The organism is Stenotrophomonas sp. STEN009 (genome assembly GCF_056760395.1).
This window is the reverse complement of sequence record NZ_JBRRES010000007.1, coordinates 33458-49421: the sequence shown is the minus strand read 5'-3', so window position 1 is coordinate 49421 and position 15964 is coordinate 33458. Positions and strand designations below refer to the sequence as shown.

Here is a 15964-nt window from a genome sequence, read left to right as displayed (position 1 = left end):
GCAGGTGCCAACCGTGGTTGGCACACCCCTACAGATCCTGCAGGATCACCTGCGCGGCATTGTGGCCCGGCGCGCCGGTCACGCCGCCGCCGGGATGCGTGCCTGAACCACACAGGTAAAGCCCGGGCAGGGCACCGCAGTAGCCGGCCTGGCCGATCATCGGCCGCGCCGAGAACAGCTGGTTGGGACTGAGCGCACCGTGGAAGATATCGCCGCCCACCAGGCCGAACGTCCGCTCCAGATCCAGCGGTGACAGCACTTGCCGACCGAGCACGCTGTCGGCGAAGCCGGGCGCATACCGATCGACGGTGGCGATCATCAGGTCGGCGACGGTATCGCGATGTGCGTCCCAATGCCTACCCCCGGGCAGGACCGGTGCCACATGCTGGCAGAACAGGCTGGCGACGTGCTGGCCCGGCGGCGCCAGCGAATCGTCCAGCGTGCTGGGAATCAGCATCTCCACGATCGGCTCGCGCGACCAGCCGTCGCGCCGTGCATCCAGCCACGCGCGGTCCATGTAGTCGAGGCTGGGCGCCATGATGATGCCGGCACTGAGGTGCTCACCGGCGCCGGGCAGGGCGTGGAAGTCCGGCAGCCGCGACAGCGCCACGTTCATCCGGAAGGTGCCCGAACCGCAGCGCCACTGCGCCATGCGTTCGCGCGTCGCCGCGGGCACCTGCTCCGGTTCCAGCAACTGCTCGTAGAGCAGTTTTGGATTGACGTTGGCCACCACCACGCGCGCGCGCAGTACGTCCCCGCCGGCCAGCTCAACGCCCACCGCGCGTCCGTGCTCGACCAGCAGCCGCTTTACGCCGGCATCCACGCGCAGTTCTGCGCCGGCCGCGCGCGCCGATGCAGCGATGGCCTGGCTGATCGCGCCCATGCCACCGATCGCATGGCCCCAGGCGCCCTTCACTCCGTTGCATTGGCCGAACACGTGGTGCAGCAGGACGTAGGCACTGCCGGGCGTGTACGGACTGGCGTAGTTGCCGACGATGCCATCGAATCCGAACAAGGCCTTGATCGGCTCGCTTTCAAACCAGCGGTCCAGATAGTCGGCGGCCGACAGGGTGAACAGATCAAGCAGCTCCTGGCGCAGGGCAGGGGACAGTGCCGCCAGTTCCCGGCCGAGCCGGCCCATCCGCCACAGTGCCGGCAATGCGCGCCAGCCGCCTGCGACGCCGAGGTCCGGCGGCGCGCGCAGGGCCCAGGCGCGCAGCACGTCGGCGAAGACCTCCAGCCTCGCCTCATAGGCTGGCAGGCGCTGCGCATCCCGTTCGGAGAACTTCGCCACCTCGGCCTGGGTACGGCCGGGTGCCGACAGCAGATAGCGGCCGTCAGGCAACGGCAGGAAATTGTTGGCCGGGCGGGCGACGACGCGCAGGCCATGCGCGTGCAGCTGCAGCTCGTCGATCACCTTAGGCTGCAGCAGCGAGACGGTGTACGAGGCGACCGAGTTGCGGAAGCCCGGATGGAATTCCTCGGTGACCGCTGCGCCGCCGAGCACGCCACGGCGTTCGAGCACCAGTACTTTCCTGCCGGCACGGGCAAGATAGGCCGCGCAGACCAGGCCATTGTGGCCGCCGCCGACGATGACCGCATCCCACGCGGTCATGCGGTGCGGATCGCCGCTTCGATGGTGGCGATGTCGATCTTCTTCATCGGCATCATCGCGTTGAAGGCGCGCTTGGCCAAGGCCTTGTCCGGGCTGGTCACCGCTTCAATCAGCATGCGCGGACTGATCTGCCATGAGATGCCCCAGCGGTCCTTGCACCAGCCGCACTGGCTCTCCTGTCCGCCGTTGCCGACGATCGCGTTCCACAGGCGGTCGGTCTCGGACTGGTCCTCGGTCTGGATCTGGAACGAGAACGCTTCGCTGTGCCTGAACGCGGTGCCGCCGTTGAGCCCGACGCAGGGAATGCCGCAGACGGTGAACTCGACCGTCAGCACGTTGCCCTCCTTGCCGTCCGGATAGTCACCCGGTGCGTGATGCACGGCCGTTACCGCGCTGTCGGGCAGGATCCCGGCGTAGAACGTGGCGGCCTCGAGTGCTTCGCTGTCGTACCAGATGCAGATCGTGTTCTTGTGGGCCATGGTCGGGCTCCGCTGCAGGACGAAGGCGCAGCGATAGCATGCCGCGTGTTAATGGCGGATCGTGCTGCATGCGCAAAAAAAAGGGCGCCCGAGGGCGCCCTTCGTGTCACGGACGGCTGGCTCAGCGCCAGACCTTGATCTGCTCGGCATCGCTGCGCTGCATCGGCTGGCCGGCCTTGCAGCTGAAGGTGGCGCCGAACGCCGGGAGGTTGGCCAGCGTGCCGTTGGTGCGCCACATGCCCGGCGCGCGGATGTCGGCGGTCAGGCGGCGTGCGGCTTCGTTCGGCGACAGCTGCTGCGCCCACAACGCGGCCCAGGCACGGAAGAAGCCCTGCTGCTGGGCCGGCTTGGCCTTCGGCTCCTGTGCGGTGTAGGCCGCCCAGGCCAGTTCCAGGCCGGCGATGTCGGCCAGGTTCTCTTCCTGGGTCAACGTGCCATTGACCTTGGCGCCCTTCACGCCCGGGAACTCATAGGCGCCGTACTGGGCGGCCACGCGGCTGCCGAGCAGGGTCCAGGCCGTCTTGTCGGCCGGCGTCCACCAGCTGCGCAGTTCGCCCTTGGCATCAACCAGCGCGCCCTTGGCATCGATGGCACGGGTCAGCTCGTGGCCGACCAGGCCGCCGAAGCTGCCGAACTTGTCGGCGCTGTCGGCCTTGGCGTTGAACACCGGGCCCTGCAGGATGGCCGCAGTGACGATCAGGCGGTTCTGCGCCAGGTCATAGGCCAGCGACGGCTGTTGCGGCAGCACATCCCAGCGACGGTCGGCATTGCCCTTGCCGATGCGCTTCATCTCCTCGCGATGGCGCCAGGTCGAGGCGATCAGCATGTTGCCACCGAACGAGCCCCGGCCCATCGGCTGCACGGTGTAGTCGAGGTCGCGCAGCGGGGTGCCGATCTCGATCTTCAGCGCCGCCAGCTTGGCCTGTGCTTCAGCCTTGGCTTCGGCACTCATCCACGTGCTGTTCCTGACGGCCTCGATCTGCACCTCGCGGACCTTGTCGACGATCCATGCCGCCTGCCGGCGGTCCTCGGCCGAGAGATGGCGGGCAGCGTACTCGCGGCCGACCATCGGACCGGCCGCCACATTGATGGCATCGAGCACCGCTTCCCAGCGCTGCGGCGGCAGCGTCTGCCCGCGCAGTACGCGGCCGCGGAACTCAAACTCGGCGTCCCGGTAGGCCTTGGACAGGTACGGCGCCATCGAGTCGCCCACGCGCCAGCGCAGGTAGGCCTTCCACTGGTCCGGCTTGAGCTTGGTGACCATGCCATCCAGCTGCTGGAACAGGCCCGGGTCGGACAGCGATACCAGATCGTCGTTCACACCCTGTACTTTCAGGAACGCCTCCAGCTGCAGGTTGCGGTAGCGGCTGTTGAGTTCCTTGGTGGAGATCGGCGCGTAGTTGTTGAACGGGTTGTTGATGCCGGCCAGCGACTGTGCATTGCGCGCCAGCTCGGTTTCCAGCGCGATCACCGCCTGCGACTCCGCATCGAGCTTGGCTGCCGGAGTACCGGTCAGTGCCAGGACCTGCTTGACGTAGGTGCGGTAGCGGCCCATCAGCGCCACGGTATCGGCATCGGTGCGGGTATAGAACGCCGGATCCGGCAGGCCCATGCCGCCCTGCATGAAGTAGCCGATATGACGGTCCAGTGCCTTCAGGTCGACGTCCGGACCGAAGTTGAAGGCGACCGGGATGCCGACCTGATGGAGTGCAGCGATCGACGCCGGCACATCCTTGGATTTCTTGATCGCATTGATGCGGGTCAGCAGCGGCGCGATCGGATTGGAGCCATCGGCTTCCACCGCCGCCTCGTCCAGGCCGCTGGCCCAGAAGTCGCCCAGCAGCTTCTGCACGTTGCCCTGCGGCGACGTCATGGCCGCATCGAGCAGTTCGCGCTGTTGCTGCCTGCTGCGCTCGACCAGCTGGCCCAGCGCGGTGGTGACTCCGGTCTGCGGTACCGGGTTGGCCTTCAGCCAGCCAGCGTTGGTGGCGCCGTAGAAGTCGCTGCACTGGGCACTGACGGCCGGGGCGCGGGCGGCCTTTTTCTTTGCGGCGAACGCATCATGGCTCGGGACCAGGGTCGCCAGGCTGATGCCCAGGGCGATGGCAAGCGGACGGAAATTGGGCATGTAGAACGAATCCATGATGGATTGAGGGCGGGCGCACTATAGCAAGCCGCGCATGGGCGCAGCATGCACGTATCACGGTATGCCTGGCGGCCGTGGCGGGTCGCGCAAAAACAAGGGCCCGGGAGATCCCGGGCCCTTGCAGGTCTGCCTTGGCGTCAGCCGTGGCTTACCAGATCACCACCTGCTGCTCGCCGCTGCGCGCCATCGGTGCACCGGCCTTGCACTGGAACGCGGCCGCGAAGGTCGGCAGGTTCGAGGGCGCGCCCATCGCGCGGAACTGCGCCGGGGCGTGCGGATCGGTGGCCAGGCGGACCTTGGCGTTTTCCGGGGTGTACTTGGTACGCCACACGGTGGCCCAGTTGAAGAAGAAGCGCTGATCGCGGGTGAAGCCGTCGACCTTCGGATCTTCCTTGCCGGCCGAGGCCTTCTGCAGCGCATCGTAGGCCGTGGCCAAGCCACCCAGGTCGGCGATGTTCTCGCCCAGGGTCAGGTGGCCGTTCACGGCCTGACCGTCAACCTTGTACTGGTCGAACTGCTTGACCAGCTTGCCGGTCAGGCCTTCGAAGTTCTTCTTGTCGGCCGGCGTCCACCAGTCTTCCATGTTGCCGGTCGGCCCGAAGCGCGCGCCCTGATCGTCGTAGCCATGGGTCATCTCATGGCCGATCACCGCACCGATGCCACCGTAGTTCAGCGCATCGTCTGCCTTCGGATCGAAGAACGGCGGCTGCAGGATGGCGGCCGGGAACACGATCTCGTTCTGCAGCGGGTTGTAGTAGGCGTTGACCGTCTGCGGGGTCATGCCCCACTCGGTCTTGTCCACCGGCTTGCCGATCTTGGACAGATTGAACTTGTAGTTGAACTCGTTGGCCGCACGCACGTTGGCCAGGTAGCTGTCGCGCTGGGTCTGCAGGCCCGACCAGTCACGCCACTTGTCCGGGTAGCCGATCTTCGGAGTGAAGGTTTCCCACTTCGCGATGGCCTTGGCCTTGGTTTCCTCGCTCATCCAGCTCAGGCCCTGGATGCGTTCCTTCAGCGAGGCAGCCAGGTTCTTCACCAGTTCTTCCATCTTCGCCTTGGCTTCCGGCGAGAAGGCAACCTTCACGTACAGCTGGCCGAACGCTTCGCCGGCATCGTTCTCGATGGTGCCCAGCACGCGCTTCCAACGCGGCTTCTGTTCCTTCTGGCCGTTGAGGGTCTTGCCGTAGAACGCGTAGTTCTCCTGGACGAAGGCATCGGCCAGGTACGGCGAGGCGCCATCGACGGTGTGGAAGCGCAGGTAGGCGCGCCAGACCGACGGGTCGGTGTCGCCCAGCGCCTTGCTCACTTCCTCATGGAAGGCCGGCATCGCCAGCGAGAACTTCTCCGGCGCAGCAACGCCCTGCGACTTGAAGAACTCGGTCCAGCTGAAGTTCGGGGTCAGCTTGTCGGCGTCAGCCAGGGTGACCGGGTTGTAGTACAGCTCCACATTGCGCGACAGTTCGACGCGCGACTTGGACGCCTTGGCCAGGCGGGTCTCGAACTTGACCACGTCCTCAGCCTGCTTGGCGGCGTCGGCTGCCGGGACGCCGGACAGTTCCAGCACCTTGGCGACGTGCGCCTGGTAGGCCTTGAGCTTGTCGGCGTTCTTGGCGTCGGTGTAGTACGTGCTGTCAGGCAGGCCCAGGCCGCCCTGGCTGGCGTAGGCCAGGTTCATGGTCGAGTTCTTGAAGTCGGCCTCGGCGCCGAAGCCGAACAGCACGTTCTCGCCCTTGGCTGCGCTGGTGCGCAGGTAGTCGGCGATGGCGGCCTTGTCCTGCAGGCCGTCGATGGCGGCCAGGTCGGCCTTCAGCGGCTCGATGCCCTGGGCGTTGATCTTGGCCTCATCCATGCCGGTGGCCCACAGGTCGCCGACGATCTTCTCGATGTGGCTCGGGTTCTTGACCTGCGCGACCTGCTCGGCCAGCTGGTGCTGCACTGCCACCGAACGCTCGTCGAGGATGGTGAACGCGCCCCAGCTGGTGCGGTCGCCGGGAATCTCGTTGGCGGCCAGCCACTTGCTGTTGACGTAGTCGCCGAATGCGGTGCAGGCGTCCAGGTTGGTGTCCAGATCGCTGGGCTGGAAGGCGTTATAGGCCGGCAGCTTGCTCTCATCCAGGGTGTAGGTGGTGGCTTCGGCGGCGGCCGGGGCAGGCGCGGCGGCCTCCTTGGCCGGGGTTTCGTTCTTGCCACAGCCGGCCAGCACGGCCGACACGGCCAGGCTGAGCAGCACGATCTTGGGAGTACGCGTGATCACTATGTTTGGCCTCCAGGCCGAGTGAGTCAGGGAAGAGCCGCGGGGACGGCCGTGGGCCGAACGATACGCCGCCAGCCTACCCCGCAAGGGTGTCGAAGGTCATGGGCGGGTGCAAGGGGCTGGATCGGGCCCTGCAAAAGACAGACCCGGCAAAAGCCGGGTCTGTCGGGGTGCTGCGGACTACGGCCCTATCAGAACTTGTACTTCAGACGCACGAACGGGGTGCGGCCGTACAGGTCGTACTGGGTGGCAAAGGCAGCGGTGTTGCCGTAGCGGGTGCCGGCGCCGGTGGAGATCAGTGCCGGCTTGGTGTTGAACACGTTGGCCACGCCCACCAGGATTTCCCAGTCGGCCTGCTTGTAGCTCAACGAAGCGGTGTGATACACGCGAGCGTCGGCGACCAGGTCGCGGTACGAGTCCGGACGGCCCTGGTAGGTGAAGCGCGAGTTGAGATTGGTGTTCTCGGTCTTGCCGATGTACTGGGTCAGCCAGTTGTATTCCCAGTCGCCGCGGGTCAGGGTCAGGCCCAGGTTGGCAACCAGGTCCGGACGGCCGATCAGGCCAAGCTGATCCGAGGAGGCCAGGCCGCTGGCCTCGGCGCTGTCGAACAGCTGTGCCACGTCTTCCACGGTGTAGGTGACCTGCGAATCCAGGGCGAACTTGCCGAAGCCGAACTCATGTTCCCAGTTCAGGGTCATGTCCCAGCCGCGGGTACGCTGCTGGTTGATGTTCAGGTACTGGGCGTAGATGTTGCGGATCGAATTCGCGTCCGGGCCGGTGGTCGGGTTGCGCTCCAGCAGGTCGCAGTAACGGTTCGGGAAGGTGTTCGAGCCGTAGCAGCCGGTGGTGATGTCCAGTGCACCCAGCGAGGTGATCTGGCCGCGGATATCGTAGTCGAAGTAGTCGATCGCCACGCTCAGGTCAGCGAACGACGGAGTGAACACGATACCGGCGCTCTTGGCGCGGGAGGTTTCCGGAACCAGGTTGCCGGCGCCGCCGCTGGTGAACACGGTGGCACTGGAGCCTGCGCCGATGTAATCGCCCGGGATGCCGGCGGCACCGCAGTTGGCACGGATATTGGTGTTGTCGCTCTCTTCCCAGCGGATGCAGGGATCGATCGCGGTCTGCGCCTGGAAGCCGGTCTGGTTGCCCAGGTACAGCTCGTACAGGCCCGGTGCACGATAGGAGGTACCGACGGTACCGCGCAGACGCAGCGACGGGATGATCTGCCAGTTCAGGCCGGCCTTCCAGACCTTGTCACTGCCGCTGACCGAGTCGTACTTGAAGATGCGGCCCGAAGCATTGGCGGTGAGCGATTCGATACCGGTGACGCCCTTGATCAGCGGGATGTCGAACTCGACGAAGGCTTCCTTCACCTTGTCGTTACCCTTGGTCACGTCGGCCGTCGAGGCACCCCAGAGATCCTTGTAATTGGCGTCCGGCGTATCTTCGATGGAGTAGTAGCGGTATTCCAGGCCGAACGCGGCGCCCAGCGCACCTGCGGGAAGGTCGAACAGCTCACCGGAGAAGATCGCATTGACCGTCACGGTGTCATAGGTGGTCTTGCCGGTGGCGGTGATGCCCAGGATGTCGACCAGTTCGTCAACCTTGGCGCCGCTCAGATAGCCCGGGTCGAAGTAGTTCGCTGCCGGAGTATCGCCTGCGTTCGGAGTGGTCAGATCGCCGGTGATCGAGTTGCGGATGCCCAGCGAGCTGTACTTGCCGCTGGAGCGGCTGGCATTGGCATTGACTTCCCAGCCCCAGCTGCCGGAGAACAGACCATCGAACTTGTTCGCCAGGTAGTAGTAGTCGACCTCGGTCTGCGAGGACGACTTGAACGGCAGGACGGGCTGGGCGTAGCCGTTGGTGGTGCCCGGTGCCTCGACAGTCGGGAAGAACTGGCGCCACTGGAAGTTGTTGGTCTTGCGGTTGTTGTAGAGGAACTGGGTCTTCCAGTTGAACCCGTCAAAACCGAAGTCGGAAGCGAAGTAGGCCGACTTGCGCTCCTGGCGGTTGATGATGTGAGCCTGGCCCCATGCATCGAAGTTCAGCGGTTCTTCGTAGTAGGCGACCGGGCTGCCGTTGGCGTAGGTGCGGTTGGCGCGCGGGCGATAGCCCGGGAACGGACCCACGGTGCTGCCGTCCGGCGAGGGAATGTAACGGATCGGCGAGTCGTACTCATCGATGACGTTGATGAGCATGTTGTTGCAGTTCGCAAGATTGGTCCCGGCGGTGATCGAATGATCCTGCCGGTCGATGCGGTTGCCGTTGGCGTCCTTGATCAGATCATTGCCGCAGTTCAGGAAGTCGCGGTCGCCGCGGGTCAGCTCGTTGTGGCGGTACCATTCGACGGCAGCGACGATGCTGCCCTTCTCGAAGTTCCAGCCATTGGCAAGCGAGCCCTGGAAGACTTCACCGCCACCTTCGGTCGGGATACGGCCGGTGACCGTCAGCTCCGGGCGCTCGAAATTCTTCTTGGTGATCAGGTTGACCACGCCGGCCACGGCGTCGGAACCGTAGATGGACGAGGAACCGTCCTTCACGATTTCCGCACGCTGCAGGATGGCGGTGGGAATGACGTTCAGGTCGAATGCGCCGACCGCGCCGCGGGTTCCGGCCGGGCCCGGACGCTGGCCGTCCAGCAGCACCAGGGTGCGGTTGGCACCCAGGCCGCGCAGCGAGAACGTCTGCACGCCGGTACCACCGTCAACGACGAAGCCACCGAACTGGTGGGTGATCTGGGTTTCAGCAGCACCGATAGCGGACTTCTGCAGGAACTCGCCCACCGACACCTGGCCCTGGGCAGCGTTGTGTTCGGTGTCGATGGTGAACACCGGCGACGACGTTTCGTAATCCGCACGACGGATCAGCGATCCGGTGACGGTGATCTTGTCAAGGTCGGTGGCGCGCTGGTTGTGGGAGGAAGTGCTTGACGCCGCGGCTTCCTGCTGGGTGGTCTCCTGGGCCAGGGCCGGTGCGGCCTGCAGGCAGGCCAGCACAGCAAGAGTGAGCGGGACGCGGCTTGGCTTGATGTGGCGGTTGGCGTTGCGCATTTCGATGTGATCCCCACTTGTTATGCTTCGGTTAATGGAGTGTATGTGCCACGTAAAGTAAATGCAACATGAATGGAGAATTGCTGTAACCCGTTGTTGCTAAGGGGAAATTCAGTGAACGGCGCATGAAAAAACCCCGCCGGGTTCAAGCCAGCGGGGTCCATGAACGGGCCAGCGTCCGGTTGCTTACAGGCCGCCCGGTCCGCACTCCTTGCTGAGGAAGTCCGCCATCAGCGGCAGCGTCGCGCGGTAGTGGCTGGGGTACCACGGCATGCTGTGCGGCATGTCCGGAATCAGTTCGAAGCGTGCGGGCACCTTGTCCTTGACGCCGTTGTAGAAATTCCTGGCGTGGGACGCGGGGGTGCGCACATCGCGGTCTCCCACGAAGGTCAGCAGGGGGATGGCGGCCTTGGCGGTGTTCTGCATCGGGTCCATGCCCTTCACGGTCTGTCCCTGCAGGATGCGCTGCAGACGGTTCTCGCTCCAGGAAACACCCAGGCGGGCGAGGTCGGTTACGGGGGCGCCGGCAATGGCGCATTGATAGGGCGACGGGCTGCGCACGACCGCAGCGGCCGAGGCGAAGCCACCGTAGGAATAGCCGAAGATCGCGATGCGGTCCTTGGCCGCTATCCCCTGCTGCACAAGCCAGGCAGCCGCATCATCGTTGTCGTCCTGCATCGTCAGGCCCCACTGCTTGTCGCCGGCGATCCAGTGCTCACGCCCGAACCCGGTTGAGCCGCGGTACTGCGGCCGGATCACCGCGTACCCGCGCGAGGTGAAGAACGGCACCCAGCCGGACGCATCCCAGCCGGTGTAGTCACGGGCCCAAGGGCCGCCGTGCGGATGGACCAGCGCCGGCAACGCCGCGTCACCGTTCTTCCAGCCTGCGGGCAGGTCGACGATGGCGGGAATCTTGCGGCCGTCGCGGGCCGTGTACGTCACCCAGCGCTGCTCGCCGATCTGCTTGCCGTCCACCCAGGGGCGTTCGCTGCCGAGCGTTGTGACCTGCTTGCGATCCACCAGGATCTGGTAACTGGTGGGCGAGCTCGCGCTGTTGGTGGTGAACAGCACGCGGGACAGATCATCGTTGTAACCGGTGATGGCGATGTACTTGCCCGGATACGCCTGCTTGAGGCCGTCGTACAGGGCCTTCATCTGCGGATCGACATAGACCGCTTCACGGCGCGGGCCGTCGACATAGAAGCCCAGCACCTGGTTGAAGTTGCTGGGCTTGGTGCCCAGGATCAGGCCGCCGATCGGATACTCGGGATGAGCCGCCAGCGGTTCGTTGTCAAACGTTCTGCTGGCCGGGTCGTACAGTCGGGCCTGTACCTGGTCGGAGAACTTGTCGGTGAGGATGTACAGCTTGCCGTTCTGGTCATCGATGCCGACCACCTCCATCGTGTAGCGATCGGACAGGCGGGTGGTCAGCGTGTCGTGCTTCTCGAACTGGCCGCTGGCCTTGTTCTTGACCAGGATCTGCTGCTCGTAGTCGTTCGAGCCGGCCGGCTCGATCTGCGTACGCGTCAGCAGCTCGCCGTTGCGCGGGTGGAACAGGCCCGGGGTGGAGCGGGCGTCGCCACGGAACAGCAGCTCGGTCTGCCCGGTCTTGAGGTTGAACAGGTAATAGCTGGCCGAAAAATTGGTCTGGTTGATCTGCGAGATGATCACCTTGTCCGGATCCAGCGGAAGCGAATGCACCAGGGACGCGGTGCCGGCCAGCTCCAGGCAGCGCTGGGTCTGTTCGCTGATGCCGAGCTTGCGGGTGTTGTCCGCGAAAGCCTCGTCGAACTTTGTCTGGCTGCTGTCGGTGAGGAATGCCTTGGACAGGAACGTCTTGGTTGAGCCGACCGAGTTGCCTTCACCGCAGCCGGACAACTGCGCGGTCAGCTCCTGTCGGCCGATCACCAGGCTGCGACCCGCCTTGAGCGCGCTGGCGGCAATGAACTTCATGCGATCACCGGAAGGCGTGATTGCCACGGGCGCCGAACCGGGCACGTCCAGGTTCCAGTTGGCCAATGCGGTATCGCCATTGTTGCTGCCCGGCGCAGCAATGATCGCAACCAGCTGCTTGCCGTCAGGGCTCATGCTGACAGACTGGATGGCCGGGATCTTGGCGAAATCCTCGACCGGCAACGGTGTGGCGGAGGCGTGGATGACGTGCAGGCCAAGCAGCAGTGCGGTGGTGGCACCCAGGCGGGCACGCGTGAGGCGGGTTTCCATGATCGACAGTTCCTTGTGGCGATTCGCATCAAGATGACCGGAAGATGAACGAGTGCTGCCCTTCCGTCAACTGCACGTGAAAGTTTCCACCTGTGCACCCAGCGGGGGCAGAGAGGCAACGCCGCCGTGGGGCGCCGACTTGAGAATCCATGCGCGGATCTGGGCAATCCTGAATCAAGTCAGCTTGCGCCCAGCTTGTATGATGTCGGGTTCTCCTTCCTGACTTTCCGCCGGAGCCCGCAGTGAACAGTCCGACCCGTCGTCCCCATGCAAGCCAGGTGCAGAAGGGGCTGGCACCGCACGCGCGCATCCGCAACGTGATCGCGGTCGGCTCGGGCAAGGGCGGTGTCGGCAAGTCCACCACGGCCGTCAATCTGGCGGTGGCGCTGCAGCAGCTGGGCGCGCGGGTGGGTGTGCTCGATGCGGACATCTATGGCCCCAGCGTTCCCGCCATGCTGGGCCTGTCCGGCCGCCCGGAAAGCCCGGACAACAAGAGCATCGAACCGCTGCGTGCCTTCGGCGTGGACACCATGTCGATCGGTTACCTGATCGAGGAAGACACGCCGATGATCTGGCGTGGGCCGATGGCGACCTCGGCAATGACCCAGCTGTTCAACGACACCCTGTGGGACGACCTCGACTTCCTGTTGATCGACCTGCCGCCCGGCACCGGTGACATCCAGCTGACGCTGACCCAGAAGATTCCGCTGGCCGGTGCGGTGATCGTCACCACGCCGCAGGACATCGCCACGCTGGATGCGAAGAAGGCACTGAAGATGTTCGAGAAGGTCGAAGTGCCGGTGCTGGGCATCGTCGAGAACATGGCGGTACATACCTGCAGCCAGTGCGGCCACGTCGAGCACCTGTTCGGCGAGGGGGGCGGGGAGCGTATGGCGGCGCAGTACGGCGTGCCGCTGCTGGGATCGCTGCCGTTGCAGATCGGCATCCGTGAGCAGGGTGACGCAGGCACACCGATCACCGCCGCGCAGCCGGATTCCCTGCCGGCCCAGGCCTATCGCCACGCTGCGCAGCGGCTCATCGAGGAAGTGGGCAAGCGCCCGCGTGCCTCGATCCCGATCCTGTCGTCGCTGCTGTAGGGACCGGCCGGGGAGGGCGGTGGCGCCCGGCCCCCTGCTAGAATCCTCGCGCCCCCTCGCACCCAGGACAGAGCATGAGCATCAAGAGTGACCGTTGGATCCGCCGCATGTCCGAACAGCACGGCATGATCGAGCCGTTCGAGGCCGGGCAGGTGAAGCAGGTCAACGGCCAGCGCATCGTCAGCTACGGTACCTCCAGCTACGGCTACGACGTGCGTTGCTCGCGCGAGTTCAAGGTGTTCACCAACATCAACTCGACCATCGTGGACCCGAAGCACTTCGATTCGGGCAGCTTCGTCGACATCACCGCCGACGAATGCATCATCCCGCCCAACAGCTTCGCGCTGGCGCGTACCGTGGAGTATTTCCGCATTCCGCGCGACACCCTCGTGGTGTGCCTGGGCAAGAGCACCTACGCGCGTTGCGGCATCATCGTCAACGTCACTCCGCTCGAGCCGGAGTGGGAAGGCCATGTGACCCTGGAGTTCAGCAACACCACGCCGCTGCCGGCGCGCATCTACGCCAACGAAGGCGTGGCCCAGATGCTGTTCTTCCAGGCGGCGGCCGATGATATCTGCGAAACGTCCTACAAGGACCGTGGTGGCAAGTACCAGGGCCAGACCGGCGTCACCCTGCCGCGCACCTGACGGACCGGTAGCGCCGGGCCATGCCCGGCGTCGCTCGATCGAAGGCGGCGCTTGCGCCGCCTTCGCTTATTTGCCGCGGCCGAACAGCATGGCGATGCCGACGCCGACCAGGGCCACCGGCCACCAGGTCAGCAGCAGCTTGGACAGGTTCAGGTGCGTCCAGCCCAGGTTGCTGGCAAGCATGAACAGGCCGATCAGGATCAGCAGGATGGCGGCGACGAGGTTGAATCGCATCGTGTCGGCACGGTCTCAGGAGTGGGCCGGATATCCTAGCCGTTCCTTCCAGTAGGCGACATGCTGCTGCAGGGCGTCCGGTTCGTAGCGGTGCGCAGGACCGCTGCCCCACACCGGTCCCGGCCACGCCGGATCGCCGTCGTGGCGGCCGATCACGTGGAAATGCAGCTGGCGCACGATGTTGCCCAATGCGCCGATGTTGATCTTCTCCACCCCGTCGGAGCCCTTCAGGGCCTTGCAGGCGCGGTTGAGTTCGGTGCGCAGCTTGTCCTGCTGGTCGCCGTCCAGTTCGATCCACTCCGTTACCCCGGCCAGACGCGGCACCAGGATCAGCCAGGGAAACCGTTCGTCGTTCATCAACCGCACTTGCGACAGCGGGCCTTGCGCCACCAGAACGCTGTCGGTGGCCAGGCGGGAATCAAGTTCGAAATCGCTCATCCAAGATGCTCCGTGAAGAAGTCCAGGGTGCGTTGCAGCGCCAGGGTGGCGCTGTCTGGATCATACGCATGTCCGAGCTCGCGGTTGAAGGCATGGTCGGCCGGGTAGACATAGGTCGCCATCTGCGGCAGCTTCTGGCGATGCGCCTCCACGGCCTCCGGCGGGATGCTGCGGTCCTGCGCGCCGAAGTGGAAGATCACCGGCGCCTTCGGTGTCTCGTCCAGATACTGCACGTTGCGTGCGCCGTAATAGCTCACCGAGGGCAGGCCGAGGCGCAGCGCGGACAGCATCGCCACCGTTCCGCCCCAGCAGTAGCCGACCGTGCCGACCTTGCCGAAGGGGGCAAGCCGGGTTGCTGCGGCGCGCACCACTTCCAGTGCCCGTTCAATGCCCAGAGCACTTACCCGTTCCAGGCCCTGTTTCACCCCTTCAGGGTCATAGGGCAGGGCGTCGGGGTCGGCGTCCGGGCCATCGACCAGGTCGAAGAACGACGGCGCCAGCACGGCATAGCCTTCGGCGGCGAAGCGCTCGGCCACGCCACGGATGTGCGGATTGGCGCCGAATATCTCCTGCACGACCACCAGGCCGCCACGCGGCGTGCCCGCCGGCAGGGCCTGCCAGGCCCGGACCGGGCCATGATGCGTATCCAGGGTGATCCATTCGGACATCGTCGGGTTCCTCGTAGCAGTGGACAGACCTGCATTGTCGGCGCTGGGCGGGTTAGCGCGGCGTCTGCGGCTGTGCGTGATCGGGCGGCTGATGCATCAAGCGACGTCGGATCGCGACTCGATCGAATGCGTCGCGGACGATCCTGCCAGGGATTCTGGCATCTGATCCGGTCTGGCTCTGACAGTAGATTCAGTAAAGCACCTGCTGAAGCCAAGAGGGCGAGCAGATAGCATTTCGTTCGCGGAACTCCAGTCTGGAGGGGCGATATGGGACTGATCATAACTCGGCATGTTTCCGGGGCGCGGCGTGAAGGCGCAGGCGCCCGATAAATGGAGTTTCATGAAATGAAAAAGGAATTTCGCCTTCTGTGTGCATTGGGGATGGCAACAATGCACACGGTGGCTATGGCCAACCAATCGTCGTACCAGGACCGCCAGATGGCGTCATCGGATGGCAGGCAGTGGGTTGAGCGGACGGTGCGCCTTTCTGATTTCGAAGGCGGCGACGTGGCTGTCCAGGTGCTCCTTTTCAAGGATGGAAAGGGCGGTTCTGTATATCGATACGATGATCAGAATGAAATCACAAAGCTCTATCATCGACGGGCAACCATAGGTTTGCGCTTTTGCCGGACGTATAGTTGCAGGTGGGCTGAAAACCTTTGGTTGCAATGGTCAGGGGTAGCGCTGGCGTCCCCCGCTCACTGGCCCTCGCCAATGGCTGAGGCGGGAGCACTGCCCTAATGCCGAGCCAAACTTGTCGATCCTTAACAAGTGAGGAGACCATCTCAGATGGCCTACGAAGGAACTGGACCTCGGAAGTCGGACGAAGCATCCGACTCCGTGGCAGCGACTCCGTAGCAGTAGTGGCCGGCATCGCCAGTTGAGTGAGAGACCCGGATTGAAGTTCGCACGGCGGCGCAATGGCCTGCTGCCCTCATTGTGCAGTACTACAGCCAATGAAGATGGAGGTCAGAGGGCATCGCCGTCCACGACTTACCGTGACGCCGACCTGCCGCCACATTCGCTGCCGGCGGATACAACGTCGGATTCCACCTTGGATTCGCGAACGACCCGCTTGCCACTTCATCCTCAACGCGAGATTGCATCATC

At 64.8% G+C, this 15964-nt stretch carries 11 protein-coding genes; 2 read left to right on the top strand and 9 right to left on the bottom strand.

Annotated elements, in window-relative coordinates; genetic code table 11:
- Positions 1-28 precede the first annotated feature (28 nt).
- From ACVOMM_RS04995 to ACVOMM_RS04970, 6 genes are all read right to left on the bottom strand, one after another.
- Positions 29-1615 carry a phytoene desaturase family protein gene (locus tag ACVOMM_RS04995; RefSeq protein WP_481525946.1) on the bottom strand — a complete coding sequence of 529 codons (1587 nt, stop codon included), beginning with the start codon at positions 1613-1615 and terminating at the stop codon, positions 29-31.
- A complete protein-coding gene (locus ACVOMM_RS04990) occupies positions 1612-2094 on the bottom strand; it encodes a VOC family protein (protein WP_065181841.1) in 483 nt (160 codons plus the stop codon). Before ACVOMM_RS04990 ends, ACVOMM_RS04995 begins: the two co-directional genes overlap by 4 nt.
- Positions 2095-2215: 121 nt before the next feature.
- Positions 2216-4222 carry a M13 family metallopeptidase gene (locus ACVOMM_RS04985; RefSeq protein WP_481525945.1) on the bottom strand — a complete coding sequence of 669 codons (2007 nt, stop codon included), beginning with the start codon at positions 4220-4222 and terminating at the stop codon, positions 2216-2218.
- Between the two features lie 166 nt (positions 4223-4388).
- Positions 4389-6491, bottom strand: a complete 2103-nt coding sequence (locus ACVOMM_RS04980) for a M13 family metallopeptidase (RefSeq protein WP_180876129.1) — start codon at positions 6489-6491, stop codon at positions 4389-4391.
- A 194-nt stretch (positions 6492-6685) separates the two neighbouring features.
- Positions 6686-9547 (bottom strand): TonB-dependent receptor plug domain-containing protein, encoded by a 2862-nt coding sequence (locus ACVOMM_RS04975; protein WP_180876080.1) that lies wholly within the window; start codon positions 9545-9547, stop codon positions 6686-6688.
- A gap of 186 nt (positions 9548-9733) precedes the next feature.
- Entirely contained in the window at positions 9734-11770 is a 2037-nt protein-coding gene (locus ACVOMM_RS04970; RefSeq protein ID WP_128988869.1) for an alpha/beta hydrolase family protein, read from the bottom strand.
- A 242-nt stretch (positions 11771-12012) separates the two neighbouring features.
- On the opposite strand from ACVOMM_RS04970, the gene apbC reads away from it, so the two are divergent.
- Entirely contained in the window at positions 12013-12867 is an 855-nt protein-coding gene (apbC, locus tag ACVOMM_RS04965; protein ID WP_053516830.1) for an iron-sulfur cluster carrier protein ApbC, read from the top strand.
- Positions 12868-12941: 74 nt separating this feature from the next.
- Positions 12942-13514 carry a dCTP deaminase gene (gene dcd, locus ACVOMM_RS04960; protein ID WP_065174891.1) on the top strand — a complete coding sequence of 191 codons (573 nt, stop codon included), beginning with the start codon at positions 12942-12944 and terminating at the stop codon, positions 13512-13514.
- Positions 13515-13580: 66 nt separating this feature from the next.
- On the opposite strand, the gene ACVOMM_RS04955 is transcribed toward dcd, so the two are convergent.
- Genes ACVOMM_RS04955 through ACVOMM_RS04945 form a run of 3 tightly spaced genes read right to left on the bottom strand, consistent with a single transcriptional unit; the run spans position 13581 to position 14854 of the window.
- A complete protein-coding gene (locus ACVOMM_RS04955; protein ID WP_005410498.1) occupies positions 13581-13748 on the bottom strand; it encodes a LiaI-LiaF-like domain-containing protein in 168 nt (55 codons plus the stop codon).
- A 15-nt stretch (positions 13749-13763) separates the two neighbouring features.
- Positions 13764-14186, bottom strand: coding sequence for an HIT domain-containing protein (locus ACVOMM_RS04950; protein ID WP_053516834.1), 423 nt, complete (start codon positions 14184-14186; stop codon positions 13764-13766).
- Complete coding sequence (locus ACVOMM_RS04945; RefSeq protein WP_481525944.1) at positions 14183-14854, bottom strand: dienelactone hydrolase family protein; 672 nt, start codon at positions 14852-14854, stop codon at positions 14183-14185. The genes ACVOMM_RS04950 and ACVOMM_RS04945 overlap by 4 nt, the downstream gene beginning before the upstream one ends.
- Between the last annotated feature and the right edge of the window lie 1110 nt (positions 14855-15964).

Bases quoted from the DNA above. Each gene is read 5' to 3' on its own strand.
- ACVOMM_RS04995 (WP_481525946.1), bottom strand. From the start codon at position 1,615: ATGACCGCGTGGGATGCGGTCATCGTCGGCGGCGGCCACAATGGCCTG.
- ACVOMM_RS04990 (WP_065181841.1), bottom strand. From the start codon at position 2,094: ATGGCCCACAAGAACACGATCTGCATCTGGTACGACAGCGAAGCACTC.
- ACVOMM_RS04985 (WP_481525945.1), bottom strand. From the start codon at position 4,222: ATGCCCAATTTCCGTCCGCTTGCCATCGCCCTGGGCATCAGCCTGGCG.
- ACVOMM_RS04975 (WP_180876080.1), bottom strand. From the start codon at position 9,547: ATGCGCAACGCCAACCGCCACATCAAGCCAAGCCGCGTCCCGCTCACT.
- ACVOMM_RS04970 (WP_128988869.1), bottom strand. From the start codon at position 11,770: ATGGAAACCCGCCTCACGCGTGCCCGCCTGGGTGCCACCACCGCACTG.
- dcd (WP_065174891.1), top strand. From the start codon at position 12,942: ATGAGCATCAAGAGTGACCGTTGGATCCGCCGCATGTCCGAACAGCAC.
- ACVOMM_RS04955 (WP_005410498.1), bottom strand. From the start codon at position 13,748: ATGCGATTCAACCTCGTCGCCGCCATCCTGCTGATCCTGATCGGCCTG.
- ACVOMM_RS04950 (WP_053516834.1), bottom strand. From the start codon at position 14,186: ATGAGCGATTTCGAACTTGATTCCCGCCTGGCCACCGACAGCGTTCTG.
- ACVOMM_RS04945 (WP_481525944.1), bottom strand. From the start codon at position 14,854: ATGTCCGAATGGATCACCCTGGATACGCATCATGGCCCGGTCCGGGCC.